Annotated in this window: 22 protein-coding genes, 1 pseudogene and 1 riboswitch; of the genes and pseudogenes, 14 read left to right on the plus strand and 9 right to left on the minus strand. The window is 70.9% G+C overall.

The window, feature by feature from the left end; genetic code table 11:
* Positions 1-115 precede the first annotated feature (115 nt).
* Positions 116-940 (plus strand): DUF427 domain-containing protein, encoded by an 825-nt coding sequence (locus ACWDEW_RS33165; RefSeq protein WP_450517692.1) that lies wholly within the window; start codon positions 116-118, stop codon positions 938-940.
* A gap of 70 nt (positions 941-1,010) precedes the next feature.
* Positions 1,011-1,823, plus strand: a complete 813-nt coding sequence (locus ACWDEW_RS33170) for a hypothetical protein (RefSeq protein ID WP_450517694.1) — start codon at positions 1,011-1,013, stop codon at positions 1,821-1,823.
* A gap of 47 nt (positions 1,824-1,870) precedes the next feature.
* Here the strand turns inward: ACWDEW_RS33170 and ACWDEW_RS33175 are convergent, their stop codons facing one another.
* Positions 1,871-2,938: a hypothetical protein gene (locus tag ACWDEW_RS33175; protein ID WP_450517696.1), complete on the minus strand. Its 1,068-nt coding sequence runs from the start codon at positions 2,936-2,938 to the stop codon at positions 1,871-1,873.
* 142 nt (positions 2,939-3,080) lie between these two features.
* Positions 3,081-3,240, plus strand: a riboswitch (cobalamin riboswitch).
* A gap of 34 nt (positions 3,241-3,274) precedes the next feature.
* On the opposite strand from ACWDEW_RS33175, the gene ACWDEW_RS33180 reads away from it, so the two are divergent.
* The 7 genes and pseudogenes from ACWDEW_RS33180 to ACWDEW_RS33210 all read left to right on the plus strand — a co-directional run bounded on the left by ACWDEW_RS33180 (position 3,275) and on the right by ACWDEW_RS33210 (position 9,173).
* Positions 3,275-3,490, plus strand: a complete 216-nt coding sequence (locus tag ACWDEW_RS33180; protein ID WP_450517697.1) for a CbtB domain-containing protein — start codon at positions 3,275-3,277, stop codon at positions 3,488-3,490.
* Between the two features lie 36 nt (positions 3,491-3,526).
* Entirely contained in the window at positions 3,527-4,396 is an 870-nt protein-coding gene (locus ACWDEW_RS33185; protein WP_450517699.1) for a CbtA family protein, read from the plus strand.
* Between the two features lie 681 nt (positions 4,397-5,077).
* Complete coding sequence (locus ACWDEW_RS33190; RefSeq protein WP_450517701.1) at positions 5,078-5,767, plus strand: hypothetical protein; 690 nt, start codon at positions 5,078-5,080, stop codon at positions 5,765-5,767.
* A gap of 212 nt (positions 5,768-5,979) precedes the next feature.
* On the plus strand, positions 5,980-6,588 hold the full coding sequence (locus ACWDEW_RS33195) for a sigma-70 family RNA polymerase sigma factor (RefSeq protein ID WP_450517703.1): 609 nt from the start codon (positions 5,980-5,982) through the stop codon (positions 6,586-6,588).
* A 423-nt stretch (positions 6,589-7,011) separates the two neighbouring features.
* A pseudogene (locus ACWDEW_RS33200) lies at positions 7,012-7,535 on the plus strand (ATP-binding cassette domain-containing protein).
* A 112-nt stretch (positions 7,536-7,647) separates the two neighbouring features.
* Positions 7,648-8,265 (plus strand): hypothetical protein, encoded by a 618-nt coding sequence (locus tag ACWDEW_RS33205; RefSeq protein ID WP_450517704.1) that lies wholly within the window; start codon positions 7,648-7,650, stop codon positions 8,263-8,265.
* Positions 8,266-8,420: 155 nt separating this feature from the next.
* Positions 8,421-9,173: a sigma-70 family RNA polymerase sigma factor gene (locus ACWDEW_RS33210; RefSeq protein ID WP_450517706.1), complete on the plus strand. Its 753-nt coding sequence runs from the start codon at positions 8,421-8,423 to the stop codon at positions 9,171-9,173.
* A 127-nt stretch (positions 9,174-9,300) separates the two neighbouring features.
* On the opposite strand, the gene ACWDEW_RS33215 is transcribed toward ACWDEW_RS33210, so the two are convergent.
* From ACWDEW_RS33215 to ACWDEW_RS33245, 7 genes are all read right to left on the minus strand, one after another.
* Positions 9,301-10,323, minus strand: a complete 1,023-nt coding sequence (locus ACWDEW_RS33215; protein WP_450517708.1) for an LLM class flavin-dependent oxidoreductase — start codon at positions 10,321-10,323, stop codon at positions 9,301-9,303.
* Positions 10,324-10,383: 60 nt separating this feature from the next.
* Positions 10,384-11,283, minus strand: a complete 900-nt coding sequence (locus ACWDEW_RS33220) for a phosphotransferase (protein ID WP_450517710.1) — start codon at positions 11,281-11,283, stop codon at positions 10,384-10,386.
* A 129-nt stretch (positions 11,284-11,412) separates the two neighbouring features.
* A complete protein-coding gene (locus ACWDEW_RS33225; protein WP_450517712.1) occupies positions 11,413-11,685 on the minus strand; it encodes an HpcH/HpaI aldolase/citrate lyase family protein in 273 nt (90 codons plus the stop codon).
* Positions 11,682-11,894, minus strand: coding sequence for an aldolase/citrate lyase family protein (locus ACWDEW_RS33230; protein WP_450517714.1), 213 nt, complete (start codon positions 11,892-11,894; stop codon positions 11,682-11,684). Before ACWDEW_RS33230 ends, ACWDEW_RS33225 begins: the two co-directional genes overlap by 4 nt.
* Positions 11,891-12,133 carry a hypothetical protein gene (locus ACWDEW_RS33235; protein WP_450517716.1) on the minus strand — a complete coding sequence of 81 codons (243 nt, stop codon included), beginning with the start codon at positions 12,131-12,133 and terminating at the stop codon, positions 11,891-11,893. Before ACWDEW_RS33235 ends, ACWDEW_RS33230 begins: the two co-directional genes overlap by 4 nt.
* Before the next feature lie 102 nt (positions 12,134-12,235).
* Positions 12,236-13,039 carry an SAM-dependent methyltransferase gene (locus ACWDEW_RS33240; RefSeq protein WP_450517718.1) on the minus strand — a complete coding sequence of 268 codons (804 nt, stop codon included), beginning with the start codon at positions 13,037-13,039 and terminating at the stop codon, positions 12,236-12,238.
* 88 nt (positions 13,040-13,127) lie between these two features.
* Complete coding sequence (locus tag ACWDEW_RS33245) at positions 13,128-13,907, minus strand: SDR family NAD(P)-dependent oxidoreductase (protein WP_450517720.1); 780 nt, start codon at positions 13,905-13,907, stop codon at positions 13,128-13,130.
* A 105-nt stretch (positions 13,908-14,012) separates the two neighbouring features.
* On the opposite strand from ACWDEW_RS33245, the gene ACWDEW_RS33250 reads away from it, so the two are divergent.
* From ACWDEW_RS33250 to ACWDEW_RS33270, 5 genes are all read left to right on the plus strand, one after another.
* On the plus strand, positions 14,013-14,249 hold the full coding sequence (locus ACWDEW_RS33250) for a hypothetical protein (protein ID WP_026179556.1): 237 nt from the start codon (positions 14,013-14,015) through the stop codon (positions 14,247-14,249).
* Positions 14,249-14,626: a toxin Doc gene (locus ACWDEW_RS33255; protein ID WP_431248311.1), complete on the plus strand. Its 378-nt coding sequence runs from the start codon at positions 14,249-14,251 to the stop codon at positions 14,624-14,626. Before ACWDEW_RS33250 ends, ACWDEW_RS33255 begins: the two co-directional genes overlap by 1 nt.
* Before the next feature lie 58 nt (positions 14,627-14,684).
* On the plus strand, positions 14,685-15,641 hold the full coding sequence (locus tag ACWDEW_RS33260; RefSeq protein WP_450517722.1) for a GlxA family transcriptional regulator: 957 nt from the start codon (positions 14,685-14,687) through the stop codon (positions 15,639-15,641).
* Between the two features lie 135 nt (positions 15,642-15,776).
* On the plus strand, positions 15,777-16,775 hold the full coding sequence (gene gap / locus ACWDEW_RS33265; RefSeq protein ID WP_450517724.1) for a type I glyceraldehyde-3-phosphate dehydrogenase: 999 nt from the start codon (positions 15,777-15,779) through the stop codon (positions 16,773-16,775).
* Between the two features lie 71 nt (positions 16,776-16,846).
* Positions 16,847-17,914, plus strand: coding sequence for a P1 family peptidase (locus ACWDEW_RS33270; protein WP_450517726.1), 1,068 nt, complete (start codon positions 16,847-16,849; stop codon positions 17,912-17,914).
* On the opposite strand, the gene ACWDEW_RS33275 is transcribed toward ACWDEW_RS33270, so the two are convergent.
* The gene (locus ACWDEW_RS33275) at positions 17,898-18,401 is read right to left on the minus strand and encodes a GNAT family N-acetyltransferase (protein ID WP_450517728.1); all 504 of its coding nucleotides are present in this window, start codon (positions 18,399-18,401) and stop codon (positions 17,898-17,900) included. The two genes, ACWDEW_RS33270 and ACWDEW_RS33275, sit on opposite strands and share 17 nt — an antisense overlap.
* Positions 18,402-18,682: the final 281 nt, after the last annotated feature.

The following is an 18,682-nucleotide window of genomic DNA, read 5'->3' on the forward strand; positions in this document are numbered from 1 at the left end:
GCTCGGCCTCGAAACGGGCTCGTACCAGTGCCAACCCCGGCCGCCCGGCGGCGGATTCCGCCCGCGTGTGACAGCTTTGTGTCCAGATGGTCGAGCCGAAGGAGGAGAAACGGTCATGAGTACGTTCCCCACCGCGCGAGACGTCAGGACCACACCTGAGGGACTGCTGTGGGAACCGAGCCAGCGCTGGGTCCGCGGCCTGAAGGGCGATGTCACCGTCGTGGACAGCAGGCACCCCGTCCTCGTCTGGGAGCCGGGAGTTCCGGTCCCCCTCTATGCCTTCCCGCACGATGAGGTCCGCGAGGACCTGCTCCGTCCCGCGAAGAACCCCCCGACCGGCACGCACACCGGATCGCAGGTCTTCTACGACCTCGAAGCCGACGGCCGGCTGGTGGAGAACGCGGCCTGGACCTTCCCCGCGGAGGACCTGGCCGGGCACATCGCCTTCGAGTGGTTCCGGCGGGTCGGGCGCGGCCTCGACCACTGGTACGAGGAGGAGGAAGAGATCTTCATCCACCCCCGCGACCCGCACAAACGGGTGGACGCCCTCCCCAGCAGCCGTCATGTCCGGGTCGAGATCGACGGCACGGTCGTCGCCGAGACCCGCCGTCCGGTCCTCCTCTTCGAGACCGGCCTGCCGACCCGCTACTACCTTCCCCGCGAGGACGTCCGCCTGGACCTCTTCGAACCGACCGAGCACAGCACCGGGTGCCCCTACAAGGGGACCGCCACGTACTGGTCGTGGCGCGGCGGGACCGACGGCCCGGATGTCCCGCCGAACATCGTCTGGAGCTATCCGCAGCCGCTGCCCGCGGTCGGTGCCGTCAAAGACCTCCTCGCCTTCTACAACGAGGCGGTCGACATCACCGTGGACGGCGAAGCCCTGGAACGCCCCGTCACTCCCTTCACCGAGACGCTTTCGGGGCGGCCGGCGACCTGACCTTGGCCGCGATTGAAACCCTTTTGGCGCGAGGAGAAGTGAAACGCGGTCCACCGGGCAGTCGACCCGGATGGAGAGTCAGAAGTCGGAAGAGAAGAAGCGGGACGAGAAGAAGCAGGCGCCGAAACGCAAGGTCCTCGATCTGACCGCGGTGCAGGTGGTCGCGAGTGCGCTTGCCACCGTGGTGGGCGCGGTGCTGGCGTCCTTGCTGGGGGTGACCGGCACGATCATCGGCGCCGCCGTGGTCAGCACCAGCGCGACCACCGGCGCGGCGGTCTTCCAGCACGCTTTCCGGCGGACCGGCGAAGGAATCCGCAAGCGGGTGCCCGTGATGGCGATGGCCCTGACACCGAGTGAGGAGCGTGCGATCCAACGCGCCGACGCCCGGGCGGCGTTCGCGTTACCCGACGGCGCCCGGGCCGGTGACCGGACGCCGACCACCAGCCCCTCCGAGGACGAGTCGGTGACCACCTATCGAACCGGCTCCTTCTGGAAGTCCGTCGGCTGGAAGAAGTACCTGCTGGCGACCGGCCTGGTGTTCGCCCTGGCGATGGTCGCGGTCACCGCGGGTGAGCTGATCATGGGCAAGCCGATAGCCGCCGCGGTGCGGGGCGAATCGGGCAAGGGCACGTCGATGGGCGGCGGTTCGGCCGGGACGTCCGCACCCGCACACAGTCCGACGCCCACACCGCTCGGGTCCAGCGGTGCGGGGTCACGGACGGGCGGCTCGGCCTCGCCGTCCACAAGCGCGGAGCCGGACACGAGCTCCGGTACCGGCGCCGGCGCCGGTCAGAGCGCCTCTTCCAGCCCCGAGACCTCGGCCTCGACCGTGCCGTCCGCGAGCGGCGGCGCCGTCAACAGCCCCGACGCCACCACCCGTTGAGCCCTCGCTCCGGATGGGCGGAGGCTGTCGGACGACGGCCGGCGACCCTACTCGGACCTCCGGTTCGCCTCCGCCATGGCGCGGTCGTCGGGGCGTTCGGGAAGGGCGAGCTGCCTGCTGAACCTCCGTGCGGTGAGAAGCGCGAGCAGGGCCGTGAGTGCCGCCAGCGCAGCGAGCGCGGCCGTCAACCCCGCCAGCCAGGGCGGCGCAGCAGTGATCCGCAGCGCCTGGGACAGCCGCGTGGAGTGGAACCGTCCGTCGAACAGCTGGATCGCCGCCAACGCGGCCGGCACCACCATGGACAGGGCGAGTACGGGCAGGCCGCCGTGGAGAACCAGCGCCGGTGCCAGCAGGACGCACAGGATCGAGACCCCCAGCGCGAAACCGAAGGCGGCGCCGGAGGCCCCGTCCCGGTGCAGCGGGAAGTAGGACAGCCCGCACAGGACGAGCGCCGCCGCCGCGAACAGCCGCGGCCAGACCGGGAGTTCGGCGCGCCGTGGCATCGTACGCGGAGGCTGTGGACGGCGTCGGCGTGCCGGACGGTCGGCCGGCCGCTCCGGCTCGTGCGTGTCTGCCGGGAGTGGTCCGGTCGCCTCCGACCCGACAGCGGCCTCAGCGGTGGACCGATCGGCCGCCGGACCCGGGGCCCGGACGGGTGTGTCCTGTTCCTCGGCCAGGCGGCCGATCAACTGGGCGAGTTCCTCGACGGGCCGGCCGGCCGCGGCCCGTACCGCCTCCTCCCCGCAGTGCGGCTCCAGCGGAGCCCGGTGCAGCAGGGCCATCAGCCGGGTGACCTCCTCCACGGGCCGGGACTCGGCCGCCGCGCGGATCGTCTCGTCGGCGGAGTCGGGATGGCGTGGCGGCTGTGTCAGCAGGGTCACCAGGCGTGTCACGTCCTCCACGGACCGGTCCACCCCGATCGCCCGCAGGGCGTCGACGGTGGCCTGCGCGTACTTCGGTGACTGTTCCAGCAACGTGATCAGCTGGAGGACCTCTTCCAACGGCCGGTCGGTGACGGCGGCATGCACCAGGCTGTGCAGCGCGAGTGGGTGGGCCGCACTGTCATGAGATATCTCGGGTCGGTCCGGGCTGGGCGGGAAAGAGCGGGTGGTCATGCTCGGCTCCATGAAGAGGGTGATGCTGCTATCGCCCCCCGAAGCGCGATGAACCAGCTGATCCTGTCCAGTAGTAAGCGCCTGCCACCCGCGCCGCCACGCGATTGAGCCACCCGTGTGACGTGCGCGGGCCGCTCGCCCAGGCACAGGCCTGATTGACGGTCCGGAGAGCCGCGCCGTACGCTCCCCCTGTAGTGATGGCATAAGGAAGCTGGTGGAATTCCAGCACGGTCGCGCCACTGTGAGCCCGCCACCGGAGGTGGTGGGCGAGTCAGACACTGAACCGTCACTCGCCCGTACACGCAAGGGACGCACGATCCCGAAGGAGGGCTCACCTTGAGCAGCATTTCCACATCCCGTCCGGTGTCCACGCCGGTCGTCCTGCCGATCTCGAAGTCCATCGTCTGGCTGGTCGGCACCGCGCTGATCGCGCTGGCCGTCTACTACTTCATCGGTGTCGACCAGGGCGCCGTGTCGGTGTTCGGAAACGACACGCACGTCCACGAGTTCGTCCACGACGCCCGCCACTTCCTCGGCTTCCCCTGCCACTGACCCTCCACCGGCACCTGGACGTACGGACAACTCGACATGGAAAAGAAGCTCATACTGCGCGGCGTCCTCGCCGGCGCAGTAGCGGGCCTGCTCGCGTTCGTGTTCGCGCGGATCTTCGCCGAACCGCAGATCGCCAAGGCCATCGACTACGAGAGCGGCCGTGACGCCGCCCAGAACGCCCTGGACAAGGCGGCCGGCCTCCCCGTCGAGGGCCACGAACATGAGCTGTTCAGCCGCACCATCCAGGCCAACGTCGGCATAGGCGCCGGCATGATCCTCTTCGGCATGGCGATGGGCGCCCTGTTCGCCGTCGCCTACGCCGTCTGCCTGGGCCGTACCGGCGGTCTGAGGCCGCGTAACCTGGCGCTTCTCGTCGCCGGCGGCGGGTTCCTCGGCATGTACCTGGTGCCGTTCCTGAAGTACCCGGCCAACCCGCCCGCGATCGGCCACGAAGAGACGATCCAGCAGCGCAGCGCCCTGTACCTGATCATGATCGTGTGCTCCGTCGCCTTCCTCGCGGGAGCCGTCTATCTCGGCAAGCGGCTCCAGGCCCGCTTCGGCAACTGGAACGCCACGCTTCTTGCCGGTGCCGCCTTCGTCGTCGCGATCGGGATCGTCATGCTGCTCCTGCCGCAGTTCGGCCATCTCTCGTACAACAAGGCCAACTTCGGTGACCAGGCCACCGAGACGCCGTTGCCGCTGAAGGACTCGAAGGGCACCATCGTGTACCCGGGCTTCCCGGCCGACGTGCTGTTCACCTTCCGCTTCTACTCCGTCGCCGCGCAACTCATCCTCTGGACGGCCCTCGGCCTGATCTTCGCCCCGCTCGCCGAGCGTCTCCTCCAGCCCGCGCGACCGGACTCCACCACCCCGTCGAAGGAGCCGGACCCCGTCCCGGCGGCCTGACCAACTCCCCACGACGAGCGCGGTGATCGAGTCGATCACCGCGCTCGGTCCGTTGTGGAGGCTTTCCCCGGTCACCTGCGTCTGTGATCTACGTCATGGACGGGCATCGGAACTCGGCCCTCCGCCCCGCCGACTACTGGAGCGGTAGGGCTTCAACTGCCGTGCGCGGCAGAACGGTTCGATGCGACCAGGGAGGCCGGGCACCCTCCTGCTGCCGTCGACCGGAGCCGAGGAGACATCGGCGTTCTTCCGTGACGCCAACGAGGGCGGCTCCGCCGACCGCTTGCACGGGTCACCTCACCCCGCGCCTCCGGTGGCGTCGCTCTCTCCCAGCACCGTATGACCCAAGGGAACGCGCCTTACGACACCGCGATCGACTCGGTCGACATCGCGGCGGGCGACAGCCTTGCCATGTCGCCGACCTGCCGGTCTCCGCGGTCTCCAGCACATGGCGCTCGGGCGACCTCGTCCCCTTCGAGTTCCGGCGCAGTGGGCGGGTCACGGTGCTCTCCGTGGTCGTGCGTCCTGGCACCGTCTCGCTCCAGTGGTCGTCCCGAACCGCCGTCGAGTTCCCGGTGTTGCCATGTGACATGAGTCACTGCGCTGGTGGTGAGTCGAAGCCCCGGTGTGTACCCGTACCCCTGATGACGATCAGACGTCGAGTGCAAAGATGGGCGTGCCATGACTGTCGGAGGGTGGTGCCGCACGCTGCGGGCGGGTGTGTTCGCCGCCGTCTGCGTGCTGCTGGCCGCCCTCGGCCACTTGATGATGTCCGGCGCTGCCGTCCCCTGGTGGACCATGGGCGTCGGCGCCGCCGCGACCGGCGCGGCAGGCTGGTTCCTGGCCGGCCGTGAGCGCGGGCGCGGGCTGATCGTCACGGTCGTGGTCGCCGCCCAGACGGTGCTTCACGAGACGTTCTCCCTGGGCCAGAACCTGATGCCCGGGAGTGGTGGCGCGTCGATCGACATGGGCCGTGCGACCACGGGTTCCTCGGACTCCATGGCGTCCATGTCCATGGACGCCATGGACATGAGCGGCATGGCACACATGGCGCGCGGCTCGTCCGACATGGGGCCCGCGCAGACCATGACGGGCGCTGCCTCGTTCGGCATGCTCGCCGCCCACCTCCTCGCCGCCGTCCTGTGCGGGCTGTGGCTCGCGTACGGCGAACGCGCCGTCTTCCGTGTCCTGCGGGCGGCGGCAGCACGGCTGGCCGAACCCCTGCGGATGCTGCTGGCGCTGTCGGTACCGGCCCGCCGCCCGTCCGCGCGCGGGCGCCGCACCCTCGCGTACCGGTCGTCCCTGGCCCGCTTCCTTCTCTGCTACTCCCTCACCTCCCGGGGACCGCCCACGGGCCTCGCTGTCAGCTGAGACAGCCGGACCCACCGGGGGCTCACCCGCACTTCGTCGTACCGCGTTCCGGCGCGGAACCTCCCAGCGCCGCACACCGTTTCGTGCGGCTGACGAGCGCGCGCCGAGCCCCGGGCATCGCCGTACCCCTCGCGTACGGCCGCACCCCATGCGCCGGAGAGCCGTCCCCCACCGCGGGACGTCGGCCCCGGACGACCCGAGAAGGACACCACGTGATCACTTCTGTGCTGCCCGCTCGCCACCGGGCGGAGCGTGCCGCGGCGGACGCCTCCGCCACCGCCTGGGCCCTGGCCGCCCGAAACGGCGATCCCCACGCGACCGAGCACTTCGTCCGCGCGCTGCACGGCGACGTACTGCGCTACGTCGTCCATCTCAGCGGCGACCCGCAGACCGCGCACGACCTCACCCAGGACACCTTCGTACGGGCCCTCGACAGCCTGCCGGGTTTCGAGGGCCGTGCCTCGGCCCGCACCTGGCTGCTGTCCATCGCCCGTCGCGCGGTGGCCGACAGTTTCCGCCGGGCCGCGGCCCGACCGCGCCTGGCCGACGCGCACGACTGGCAACTGGCCCTGGAAAGCAACCAGCCCCGCGACCTGCCGGGCTTCGACGACGGCATCGCACTCCTCGACCTGCTGGAGACGCTGCCCGACGAACGCCGTGAGGCGTTCGTGCTGACCCAGGTGGTCGGTCTGCCGTACGACGAGGCGGCACGCTTCATCGGCTGCCCCGTCGGCACGATCCGCTCCCGGGTCGCCCGGGCGAGGGCCACCCTGGAACGCCTGCTCAGCGAGGCCGAGGCCGACGCCGCCGACGCCGCGTGACGTGAAGGCCGGCGCCTCCGTGCGGGCGCCGGCCCTCCACTGCGTTCCAACTCCCTGCCACTGAAGCAGAGTTGACGGAAATTCTAGGGAACTCACCCATTCCGGCTCCCGACTACTGGTGCGACGGCTCGATACCGCGCCCGGTCACGACACCAGTCAGGAGATCCGGGTGACGCCAGAGATGGAGGACGCCTTCGAGGCGATCCGAGCCGTGCACGGCTCGGAGGCGATCAATCGCGTCGAGCGGATGCCGGAGCCCGGCGGAGGTGGGCCACGGTATCCGCTCCAGAAGGGCGCCAAGTGGATCCTGCCGGCATTTTCCACGACCCCGTGGCACGACCCCTACGCCCACCCCGAACTGCTACCGGTGGTCGAAGCGCTGGAATCGGCCCACTCGGCCGTCAAGGAAGAACTGAACTCCGCCTGGAGGGCCAGACGCGAAGCATTCTCATCGTCGGCCTCGTCGGTCCCAACGGCAGTGGTAAATCAACCCTGTTGCGCGCCGTCTACCGCTCGCTCCGCCCGCAGGACGGCGTCGTCAGGGTCGGCGAGGACGACGTATGGACGCTGTCCGTCCGTGCCGCGGCCCGCCGTACCGCCGCCACTTCGACATCCGCGCCCGGTTCGAACTGCTGGACCTGATCCGCGCCACCGGCATCACCACACTCGCGGTTCTTCACGACCTCGACCTGGCCGCCCGCCTCGGCGACCATCTCGCGGTCCTGCACGAGGGCGCGGTGGTGGCCGCCGGGCCGGTCCTGGAGTTCCTGACCCCGGGGATCCTCAGGGATGTCTTCGGTGTCCGGGCGAGCGCCGAGCGGCACGCCGACGGCGTCGTCCGCGTCACCTACGCCGCCCAGCCGCTCGCCCGCGACGGGACGGCGGCGACCGAGACCGTTGCGCGCCGACATCCCCCTCCAACAGAAGTCGGACGGGAATCCCGTTGAGTTCCGGGCTTTTGGCGTGGTCCGGGTCACATGCTGTGGGTTGAGTGTGGTGCGCTGTGGGTTTGCTCACCCGCACCTGACATGCGATTTCCTGGTGCCAGGATGAGGCCTCATGAGACCAGGGTGGTGCTCCCGCGCGATGCGGGCCGCGGTGTTCGCGGCCGTCTGCGTGGTGCTCGCCTCCCTGGCGCACGTCATGATGTCCGGGAACCACGTGCCCCCGTGGGCACTGTCCGGCGGACTGGTCGCCACCGGCACCGCGGGCTGGTGTCTGGCGGCCCGTGAGCGCGGTCTCCCGCTGATCGTGACTGTCGTGGTCGTCTCCCAGACGATGCTGCACTCGGCGTTCTCGCTTGCCGCGTCGGCGTCCGGCGAATCGGCCCGCATGAACGCGAACATGGCCATGGGCTCGATGCGGCAGGGTTCCATGGACATGGCGGCGTCGTCCGCCGGTGGTACACCCTCGACCGGCATGCTCGTCGCCCACCTGTTGGCCGCCCTGCTCTGCGGGCTCTGGCTGGCCCACGGCGAGAAGGCCGCGTTCCGCATCCTGCGCGCCGTCGTCACCCGACTGGCTGCGCCGCTACGGCTGCTGCTGGCACTGCCCGCGCCGATGGACCGCCCGTGCCTCCGCAGGCGTCGCCTCCGCTCGGACCGTGCGCCGCACTCCTTCTTCCTGGTCCACTCGATCACCTCCCGGGGCCCGCCCGCGCGGACCGCTGTCGTCTGAGACAGCCGGTACCCCGAGGCCGCCCGTCACGGCGTGCCTCCGGCCTCGGCCGTACGTCCGCGCGAGCGCGCCGTAGGGCCGTCTTTCCCCACTCACCGGACCGCCCGCGTTCGCGTGCCCAGGTCCGGGTCACGGATGACCGAGAAGGACACCAGGTGATCACTCCTGCCCTGCCCGCCCCGCGCGGCAATGGCGACAAGAAGTCGGCATCTCTCGACGAGTCGACAACCGCGTGGGCGCTCGCCGCCCGCCACGGCGACGCGGACGCGGTCGAGCACTTCGTGCGGGCCTTGCAGCGCGACGTCCAGCGGTACGTCGCCCATCTCTGCGGCGATCCGCAGGCCGCCGACGACCTCGTACAGGACACGTTCCTGCGCGCGCTCGGCAGCCTGCACCGCTTCGAGGGGCGTTCCTCGGCACGCTCCTGGCTGCTGTCGATCGCCCGCCGGGCCGTCGTCGACAGCTACCGGTACGCCGCCGCGAGACCCCGTCTGTCGGACGTGGCGGACTGGCAGTTGGCGGTCGAACTGGCCCAGCCGATCGACCTGCCCGGTTTCGAGGACGGCGTCGTGCTCCTCGACCTCCTGGCGTCGCTGCCGGACGACCGCCGTGAAGCCTTCGTCCTCACCCAGATGCTCGGCCTGCCCTACGCGGAAGCCGCCGAGGCGAGCGACTGCCCGATCGGCACGGTCCGCTCCCGCGTGGCACGGGCCCGGGAGACTCTGACGGAACTGCTGGCCGAGGCCGACGAGGTGGTCGTGGCGGCCAGAGCAAGCCACCGTGCGAGCTGCGTACCTGCCCCAAGGAACTGGTCGCCTTCACCCCCGCCGACGGCGCCGGCGACCACGACGCGGTCCAGGCACCGAAGCATCGCAACGAGGTGTTCTTCGACTGGCTCGTCGTCGTGATGTGACCGGCTCCGGGCGGCGGGACCGGGGCATTCAGGCTGCGGCCCCCGGACGCCGGTTTCCGACCGGGGCGGGAACCGGCGGCGGGCGGTCGACTTCGATGTCCCGAAGCAGGGCGGCCCGACGCTCAGCGCCAGCCGAGCTCCGGTGCCACCTGGGTCAGGATGCTCTCCAGCACATGGGCGTTGTAGTCGACCCCGAGCTGGTTCGGGACGGTCAGCAGGAGGGTGTCCGCGGCCTGGACGGCCTCGTCCTCCTGGAGTTGCTTCACCAGCACGTCCGGCTCGGCGGCGTAGGAGCGGCCGAAGATCGCCCTGGTCTTGTCGTCGATCATGCCGACCTGGTCCCGCGAGTTGCGGTCGTTGCCGAAGTAGGCCCGGTCCACGTCGTCGGTCAGGGCGAAGATGCTGCGGCTGACGGACACCCGCGGTTCTCGCGTGTGGCCGGCCTCCCTGTACGCCTCCCGGTACGCCTCGATCTGCTTGCGCTGCTGGACGTGCAGCGGCTCGCCCGTCTCATCGTCCTTCAGCGTGGAGCTCTGCAGGTTCATCCCCAGCTTCGCGGCCCAGACGGCGGTCGCGTTCGAGCTGGATCCCCACCAGATCCGTTCGCGCAGCCCCTCGGAGTACGGCTCGACGCGCAGCAGCCCCGGCGGGTTGGGGAACATCGGCCGCGGATTCGGCCGCGCGAAGCCCTCGCCCTCGATCACCTTGAGGAAGGCCTCGGCGTGCTGACGGGCCATGTCCGCACCGGTCTCACCCTCCGCGGGCGCGTAGCCGAAATAGCGCCAGCCGTCGACGACCTGCTCCGGTGAACCACGGCTGATGCCGAGCTGGAGCCTGCCGCCGGAGATGAGGTCCGCCGCGCCCGCGTTCTCCGCCATGTACAGCGGGTTCTCGTAGCGCATGTCGATCACACCGGTGCCGATCTCGATCTTCGAGGTCCGCGCGCCGATGGCCGAGAGCAGCGGGAAGGGGCTGCCCGCCTGCTGGGCGAAGTGGTGCACGCGGAAGTACGCGCCGTCCACGCCCAGCTCCTCGGCGGCGACCGCCAGGTCGATGGACTGGTGCAGGAAGTCGGCGGCGGACCGGGTCTGGGAATGCGGACTCGGCGACCAGTGACCGAACGAAAGGAAACCTATCTTCTTCACGCAGGCCAGAGCGTTCGGCAGGCACGATTGATTCCCATGTCCGCGCCGCGGGGCCCGGCGTCACAGGCCCTTCAGGACACGATCAAGTGCCGACCGGCCCGCCGGTCCCCAGTTCGGCTTGCCGCCAGGCAGCCCGCGGTCCCCGTTCTGGCCCATCAGCATCAAGAACAGGCTCTTCATCGCGGCCAGCCCGCGCGCCCGACGTACCGCGGCTTCGTCCGCCCGCGCGTAGCCGTCGAAGAAACGTGGGGCGCCACCCGCCGGGAGCAGCAGCCAGGCAGCCGCGAGGTCCCAAGCCGGGTCGCCGGCGAAGAGCGCGCCGAAATCGACGATGCCCGCCAGCGTGCCTTCGGCGACGACCACGTTCGCGGGATGCAGGTCACCGTGCACCCACATCCGCGGTCCCTCCCACTCGGGTGCGGCCACCGCGTCGTCCCACACGGCCCGGATGTCGTCCTCGGCGAAGCGGCCGAGGTCCACCTCCCGAAGGAAGTGCTCGAAGCCGTCGGTGCACTCTCTGGGGTGAGCGCCGTGGTCCGAGGCGCCCGGCGCGTCGGCGGGCGCCTCCGCGTGCAGCGCCTTGAGGAAGGACGCCAACGTGTCGGCCGCGTGGTCGCCGCGGGTGAGGGAGCCGCGGTCCAGCGGCGTGCCGTCGACCCATGTCATGACGGTCCAGATCTTGGGGAAGCGCTCGGACGGTGCCCCGTTCCGCACCGGGGTCGGGATCGGAAGCGGCAGATGCGGAGCCAGCACCGGCAGCCAGCGGCGCTCCTTGAACTGCGCATCGGGGAGTCTGTCCATCCGCTGCATCCGGACGGCCAACCTGTCCCCGAGGCGCCACATCTGGTTGCCCCAGCCGCCCTCCACCTCGCGGACGGGTAGCTCGGCCAGGTCCGGATGCTGTTCCCGCAACAGGGCGCGAACCAGGTCCTCGCTGATCTCGATCTCGGCTTCGATCATGCGGAGTCACAGTAGTTGAGGCGGGCGGAGTCGACCTCGCTCTTGGGAGGATCCAGTTCCCGGCAGCCCCCGTGCCCACAGGTACGGGAGCAACTCGGAGGAGGAACGCCGGCCGGAACTGCCGTGCCGCTACGGGCGGTTCAGCAGGCGAGGGGCCCGTTCGAGGACCGGTCGGTCGACCATGCGGCCGTTCACCACGGTGACCGCTCCGTCGGCCGCACGGTCGGCCGAGGCCCGGACGATCGCGCGGGCCTGCTCGCGTTCCTCGTCCGACGGCGTGAACGCAGCGTTCACCGGCCGTACTTGACGGGGATGGACGCAGACTTTGCCGGTGAACCCCAGGGCCGCCGCCCGTTCGGCGTCGGCCACCAGCGCACGCTCGTCGTCCAGCGCTGTCGTCACCCCGTCGAGCGGGGGCGCCACCCGGCCGCGGCCGACGCGAGCACCAACTGGGAGCGGGTGCAGGCCAGTGCCGTCGGGTCGTCGGGGTCGACGCCGAGTTCGGCCGCCAGGTCGACGCTGCCGAAGCCGGCCCGGATCACTCCGGGCACCGCGCAGACGTCGCGGGCGTCCAGCACTCCGGCCGCCGTTTCCAGCAGCGGGACGATCACCGATCCCGGGGCAGCCGGGCCGGCAAGTCGCCGATCTGGTGCGGCCGTTCGGCCTTCGGCAGCATCACCGTGCGCGGGTGTCCGGCGAGGGCGGCCACGTCCCGTTCGTACCACGGGGTGGCGGGGCCGTTGATCCGTACGATGCCGGTGCCCCCGCCGGAGAGCCAGGCGAGGACGTGGCCGCGGGCCGCGTCCCTCGTCATCTCGACCCGCACCGCGGAGGGGCACGTGCGGCGCATCCTCGACAGACTCGGCCTGCTGTCGCGCTCGCAGATAGCCGCCTGGATGACCGGCTCGCCGCGGAGAGCGCGCTGATCGAGGAGAGCCCCGCGCTCGGTCCGTCACACTGTGCGGGCGACTCCGACGTACAACGGGATCTGTTCGCTCCCGCTCTGCCGCTCCCCGAGTTCGGGATGCCAGTGTGCCGCGAGCTCTATGCCGGGGTCGACGAGCTCAAGTCCCGTGAAGAATGCGGTGAATTCGGCGCGCGACCGTACTTGCGCGGGTGTGCCGCCCTTGCGGTAGACCTCGACGACCCGTTCCCATGTCTCGGGATCGAAGTCGCCGGTCGCGTGGGAGAGGGCGAGGTAGCTGCCGGGGGCCAGTGCGGCGAGCAGTTCGGCGACGATGCGATGGGGACGGTCCTCGTCGGCCACCAGGTGCAGCAGGGCCACCAGGGACAGGGCGACGGGCTGTTCGAAGTCCAGCACCTCCCTCGCCGCCGCGAGGATCTTTCCCGGCTCTCTCACATCGGCCTGGATGTACGTCGTGCTGCCCTCGGGCGTGCTGTGAAGAAGCGCCTCGGCATGCCTCAGCACGATCGGGTCGTTGTCCGCGTACACCACACGGGCGCCGGGATCGACGGCCTGGACGACCTGGTGGAGGTTGGGCCGGGTGGGTATTCCGGTACCGATGTCGAGGAACTGACGGATTCCCCGGCCTGCCAGCAGTCCGGACGCCCGGTGCATGAAATCGCGGTTCACCCGGGCCATGTGCCGGACGGCGGGGAATAACGCGATGACCTTTTCCGCGGCTTCCCAGTCGACGGGGTAGTTGTCCTTGCCGCCGAGGAAGTAGTCGTACATGCGGGCCGATTGGGGCCTGCTGGTGTCGATGCCGTCCGCGCTGAATCCGGCAGCTGCCATGTCGCTCCTCCTGCGATCCGTCGGCCAGCAGTGTGCCATGACGGTCGTGGCGTGATCTCCAACTCGCTTACGTCCACAGGGTGTTGGGCTAGTGCACGGAGAACCCGCCGTCGACGAAGACGGACTGACCGGTGACATAGGCGGAGGCGCGGCTCGCCAGGAACACCGCTGCGCCCGCGAAGTCCTCGGCAAGTCCGTTGCGCCCGACCATCGTTCGGGCGGCCAGCGCCGCCACCTTCTCCGGGTCGTTCGAGAGCCGCGCGTTGAGCGGCGTCATCACGAACCCCGGCACCAGCGTGTTGCAGGTGACGCCGTACGGCGACCACGCCTCGGCCTGCGACCGGGCGAGCGACTCCAGCGCGCCCTTGGACACCCCGTAGGCACCGCTCTGCACGAACGCGCGGTGCGCCTGCTGGGAGGTGATGTGGATGATCCGCCCGAAGCCCCGCTCGGCCATGCCGGGCCCGAAGCGCTGCCCCAGGAGGTAGGGCGCCTCCAGGTTCACCGCCATCGTGGTGTCCCACACGTCCTCGCCCAACTCGCCCATCGGCGGGCGGAGATTGATCCCGGCGCTGTTCACGAGAATGTCCGGCTCGCCGAACGCCTCGGCCGCGGCCTCCGCCACCGCACGCACCCCGTCCCGCGTCCCGAGGTCACCGCTCACCCAGGCCGCCCGGCACCCCTCCGCCACCAACTCGTCGACGGTGGCGGCCAGTTCCTCCTCCTTGCGGGCCACTACGACGACCTGGGCCCCCGCCCGCGCGAGCGCCCCGGCGACCGCCCGGCCGATGCCGGAACTGCCGCCCGTCACCACGGCCACCCGGCCGTCCAGCGAGAACATGTCGAAGAGATAGTCGCGAGAGATCATCCCCGCAGCCTAGGCGCCGACCTCCGCGATCCGGTCCCGGGGACCGCGGACAACGAGGAGGCAAGGCCTCTCGCACCCATGGCACCAACTAGGTACCATCGACGCATGCCATCACTGAATGTGTCCTTCACGGAAGAGGAACTCGACGGGGTGCGCGCCGCTGCCGCGGCCGAGGGCAAGAGCCTCAAGCAGTACCTGCACGACCTCGGCGTCCGCGAGATGCAGCGCGGCCGGTTCGTCGCCGGCGCGTCCGCGTGGGCCGAGCGGCTGCGCGGCGAGTTCGACGACGCCTTCCCCGAGGAGGTGCCGCCTTCCGAGCGCGGTGGGGCCGCGGCCGCCTGATGCACCTGTACATCGACGTCTCCTGGCTGCTCGACGTCCAGGAGGCCGCCCTCTCCGACGAGGACATGTCGGTCTCGGACTACTCCGCGCTCCTGGCCGCCGTGGCACGCCACAAGACCAAGCTGCCGACCCTCGCCGCCGCCGATCCGGACGCCGCCTGGCGGGCCGCCGCGCTCATGCACACCATCGTGCGCCTGGAGCCGCTGCCGCACCGCAACAGCCTGTACGCCGCGTTCGTCGCCGCCCAGTACATGGGCCAGTCCGGCGAGGGCATCGACCCGCCCTACGGCGCGCTCTCCGAGCTCGTGCGCAAGATCCGTGACACTCGTGTCGGGGTCGTGGCCGTCGCCGACCAGCTGCGCTCCTGGAAGGTCTGACCTGGTCCTTCCCGGGTCCTCGCGACCGGGCGGCCGTACCTCTGCGTACGCTGTCGGCGTGTCAGCCGCCCGCCTCCGCCGTGTCGCCGTCCTCGTCCTCGAAGGCGCCAAGCCGCTCGACGTCGGTATCCCCGCGCAGGTCTTCACGACCCGGGCGAGCATGCCGTACGAGGTGCGGCTGTGCGGTGCGGCCCCCGGGCTGGTCACCGGCGGAGACGGACTGTCGTACCACGTCGCCGACGGCCTCGACGCGCTGGCCTGGGCCGACATCGTCTTCGTCCCCGGCTACCGGTTCCCGGACCGCGAGAACCCGCCGCGGGCCGTCCTCGACGCGCTGATCACCGCCCACGACCGGGGCGCCCGGCTCGCCGCGATCTCCACGGGGGCCTTCGCGCTCGCCGCCACAGGACTCCTCGACGGCAAACGGGCGACGACCCACTGGCACTACACGCGGGCCCTCGCGGCGAAGTACCCACTCGTCAAAGTTGACGAGAACGTCCTGTTCGTAGACGAGGGCAGCATGCTGACCTCGGCGGGCGCCGCCTCCGGCATCGACCTCTGCCTGCACATCCTGCGCGGCGACCTCGGAGTGGCCGCGTCCAACCATGCCGCCCGGCGCCTGGTCGCGGCCCCCTACCGCAGCGGCGGCCAGGCGCAGTACGTGCCGCGCAGCGTGCCCGAGCCGCTCGGCGAGCGGTTCGCCGCCACCCGTGAGTGGGCGCTGCACCGGCTCGGCGAGCCCCTCACCCTGGAAACACTGGCCCGGCAGGCCGCGGTCTCGCCGCGGACGTTCTCCCGGCGCTTCGTCGACGAGACCGGCTACACACCGATGCAGTGGATCATGCGCGCCCGCATCGACATGGCCCGCGAACTGCTCGAACGGTCCGAGCGCAGCGTCGAGCAGATCGCCGCCGACGTCGGCCTCGGTACCGGCGCCAACCTCCGGCTGCACTTCCACCGCCTGCTCGGCACCACACCGAGCGAGTACCGGCGCACCTTCGCCCAGGGGGAGTAGCCGAGGCCCCGCGACGGCCTTGGGTGAAGGCCCTGCGACCGCCCTGGCGAGATCCTTTTGAACCGTGGCGATCGCGCCACTGTCACCGACGGTTGCCGCGCGCGAGCCTGGAGTGGAACCGAAGGGACACCACTTATGACTCGCATCGCCATCAATGGATTCGGCCGCATCGGACGCAACGTGCTGCGCGCGCTGCTCGAACGTGACAGCTCTCTCGAAGTCGTCGCCGTCAACGACCTGACTGAGCCCGCCACCCTGGCGCGTCTTCTTGCCTTCGACACGACGTCCGGCCGGCTCGGCCGCCCTGTCTCCGTCGACGGGGACACCCTGGTCGTCGACGGTCGGCGCATCAAGGTGCTCGCCGAGCGCGAACCGGCGGACCTGCCCTGGGCCGAGCTGAATGTCGACCTCGTCCTTGAGTCCACCGGCCGTTTCACCTCCGCCAAGGCCGCCCGTGTCCACCTCGACGCGGGCGCGCGCAAGGTGCTCGTCAGCGCGCCCTCGGACGGCGCCGACGTCACGCTCGCGTTCGGGGTGAACAACGACGCCTACGACCCGGCCGTGCACACGGTCGTCTCCAACGCCTCCTGCACGACCAACGCGCTGGCACCACTGGCCGCGGTGCTCGACGAACTCGCCGGTATCGAGCACGGCTTCATGACCACGGTGCACGCCTACACGCAGGAGCAGAACCTCCAGGACGGTCCGCACCGCGACGCCCGCCGTGCCCGTGCCGCCGCGGTCAACATCGTGCCGACGACGACGGGCGCCGCCAAGGCGATCGGTCACGTCCTGCCGAACCTCGACGGCAAGCTGTCGGGCGACTCGATCCGGGTACCCGTGCCGGTGGGCTCGATCGTCGAGCTCAACACCACCGTCTCCCGCGACGTGACCCGCGAAGACGTGCTGGCGGCCTATCGCGCCGCGGCCGAGGGACCCCTCGCGGGCGTCCTGGAGTACTCCGAGGACGCGCTCGTATCCTCCGACATCACCGGCAACCCGGCCTCGTCGATCTTCGACTCGGCCCTCACCCGCGTCGACGGCCGCCATGTGAAGGTCGTCGCCTGGTACGACAACGAGTGGGGCTTCTCCAACCGGGTGATCGACACCCTCGAACTCCTCGCCGCAGGCTGACCTGCGGCGAGGGGCGGCAGGCGGACGACCGCTGCCCGCCGACGCGACCGGTGCTGTCGTAGTGTCTGGCCATGCCCGAGTCGCCCCACCCCGTCCCGCCGGCGCCCGACGTGTCCCGCCGAGCCCGTGAACTCGGGCTCGGTATCGGTGACTTGCCCACCGGCACGCACAACGCGATCACGGACGTGCCCGGCGTCCGGGTGGGGCACACCACGTTGATCCACCCGCCGCACGTGCACAGCGGTGTCACCGCGATCGTGCCCGGGGGAGTGGGACCCGCGACCCCGCTGCCCGCCGGGGTGTTCGCGGGCAACGGCTACGGCAAACTTCTGGGCACCACGCAGATCACCGAACTCGGCGCCCTCGAAACCCCGGTGCTGCTCACCTCGACCCTGTCCGCCTTCCGGGTCGCGGACGCCCTGGTCGGCTGGGTGCTGGAACGGCCCGAGGGGGCGGAGGCGCGGAGCGTGAACCCGGTGGTGGGGGAGTGCAACGACGGTCTCCTGTCCGACATCCGGTCGCGTCCGGTCCGCGAGGAACACGTCCGCGCCGCACTCGACACCGCGTCCGCCGGACCGGTCGCCGAAGGTTCGGTCGGCGCGGGCACCGGGACGGCCGCGCTCGGTTTCAAGGCCGGCATCGGCACCTCGTCACGACGCGTACCGCTCGCGGGCCGGGAGACGATGCTCGGGGTGCTGGTGCAGGCCAACTTCGCCGGCACGCTCCGGGTACGCGGCCGTACGGTCACTCCCGCCGACGTGGGCGTCCCCGCCGAGGAATCCGATCCCGGTCCGGAGACCGGTTCCTGCATGATCGTGGCCGCGACCGACGCGCCCCTCGACTCCCGCCAGCTCACCCGGCTCGCCCGCCGCGCCGTCTACTCGCTGGCCAGGGTCGGTGCGGGCTACGGCCACGGCAGCGGCGACTACGGCCTCGCGTTCGGCACCCGCTCCCTCGGCACGCCCGCCGGACCGGCGGTGGTGCCCGATGCCGGGCTCGACGTCCTCTTCGGCGCGGTACTGGACGCCGTGGAAGAGGCGGTCCTGAACTCGCTGTTGACCGCGACCCGGGTGACGGGGCCGCGCGGGCACACCCGCCTGCCGTTGCCCGCGGCGGCGCTGCTCAGTCTGCTGGGGTGAGGGCGCGCTCGTACCAGGTGCCCTGCTTGCCGCCGATCTCGGCCGGGAGCGCGGGGCCGACCGGGACGAACCCGGCCTTGGCCAGCACCTTCCGAGACGCGATGTTCGCGTCCGAGGTGGCCGCCCGGAGCGTACGCAGACGGTGCCGTGTGGCCGCCAGCCGGCACAGTTCCTCGACGGTCGCGGTCGCCACACCGCGCCCGGCCACATGCTGCGCCACCCGGTAGCCGAGGTCGGCGGTACGGCCCTCGACGACGTCGAACAGGTTGAACCTGCCGAGCACCGAGCCGTCCTCGTCGACGAGCACATGGAAGGCGCAGACACCGGCCTCCTGCTCGGCCAGCAGGGACTCGTACTCTTCGGTGAAGTGCGCGAAGTAGTCGTCGCCGCGGTCGGAGACGGAGGCGGCGAAGTAGTCGCGGTTCGCCAACTCGAAGGCCAGGACCGCCGGGGCGTGATCGGCGCGCAGCCGCTGCAACTCGGGCACCGCCCGACCCTACCCAGGTGGGACCCGGGCCGGGCAACTCACTTTCCGACGAGGAAGCAGGTCCCGTCCGCGTCCCGAATCTCCGGCACACCCAGGTACGTGAGGCGACCAGGCCAGCTCTTCGGCCGACCAGCGGATCACACCGGCGTCGACCGGGCGGATCGCACCGGGTTCAAAGGCGTGATGGCACTGCGGGCATTCGACTTCGCTCGGCGGGGGCGCCGTGGCACTGTCCGGCCACCTGAGCCGCATCGACCTCAAGTCGTAAGGGGCGTGCCGTA

It is taken from the genome of Streptomyces sp. NPDC001100, from assembly GCF_053598575.1.

Bases quoted from the DNA above. Each gene is read 5' to 3' on its own strand.
- ACWDEW_RS33170 (WP_450517694.1), top strand. From the start codon at position 1,011: ATGGAGAGTCAGAAGTCGGAAGAGAAGAAGCGGGACGAGAAGAAGCAG.
- ACWDEW_RS33190 (WP_450517701.1), top strand. From the start codon at position 5,078: ATGACTGTCGGAGGGTGGTGCCGCACGCTGCGGGCGGGTGTGTTCGCC.
- ACWDEW_RS33185 (WP_450517699.1), top strand. From the start codon at position 3,527: ATGGAAAAGAAGCTCATACTGCGCGGCGTCCTCGCCGGCGCAGTAGCG.
- ACWDEW_RS33270 (WP_450517726.1), top strand. From the start codon at position 16,847: ATGCCCGAGTCGCCCCACCCCGTCCCGCCGGCGCCCGACGTGTCCCGC.
- gap (WP_450517724.1), top strand. From the start codon at position 15,777: ATGACTCGCATCGCCATCAATGGATTCGGCCGCATCGGACGCAACGTG.
- ACWDEW_RS33175 (WP_450517696.1), bottom strand. From the start codon at position 2,938: ATGACCACCCGCTCTTTCCCGCCCAGCCCGGACCGACCCGAGATATCT.
- ACWDEW_RS33235 (WP_450517716.1), bottom strand. From the start codon at position 12,133: ATGCGCCGCACGTGCCCCTCCGCGGTGCGGGTCGAGATGACGAGGGAC.
- ACWDEW_RS33255 (WP_431248311.1), top strand. From the start codon at position 14,249: ATGCACCTGTACATCGACGTCTCCTGGCTGCTCGACGTCCAGGAGGCC.
- ACWDEW_RS33205 (WP_450517704.1), top strand. From the start codon at position 7,648: ATGAGACCAGGGTGGTGCTCCCGCGCGATGCGGGCCGCGGTGTTCGCG.
- ACWDEW_RS33250 (WP_026179556.1), top strand. From the start codon at position 14,013: ATGCCATCACTGAATGTGTCCTTCACGGAAGAGGAACTCGACGGGGTG.
- ACWDEW_RS33165 (WP_450517692.1), top strand. From the start codon at position 116: ATGAGTACGTTCCCCACCGCGCGAGACGTCAGGACCACACCTGAGGGA.
- ACWDEW_RS33220 (WP_450517710.1), bottom strand. From the start codon at position 11,283: ATGATCGAAGCCGAGATCGAGATCAGCGAGGACCTGGTTCGCGCCCTG.
- ACWDEW_RS33240 (WP_450517718.1), bottom strand. From the start codon at position 13,039: ATGGCAGCTGCCGGATTCAGCGCGGACGGCATCGACACCAGCAGGCCC.
- ACWDEW_RS33245 (WP_450517720.1), bottom strand. From the start codon at position 13,907: ATGATCTCTCGCGACTATCTCTTCGACATGTTCTCGCTGGACGGCCGG.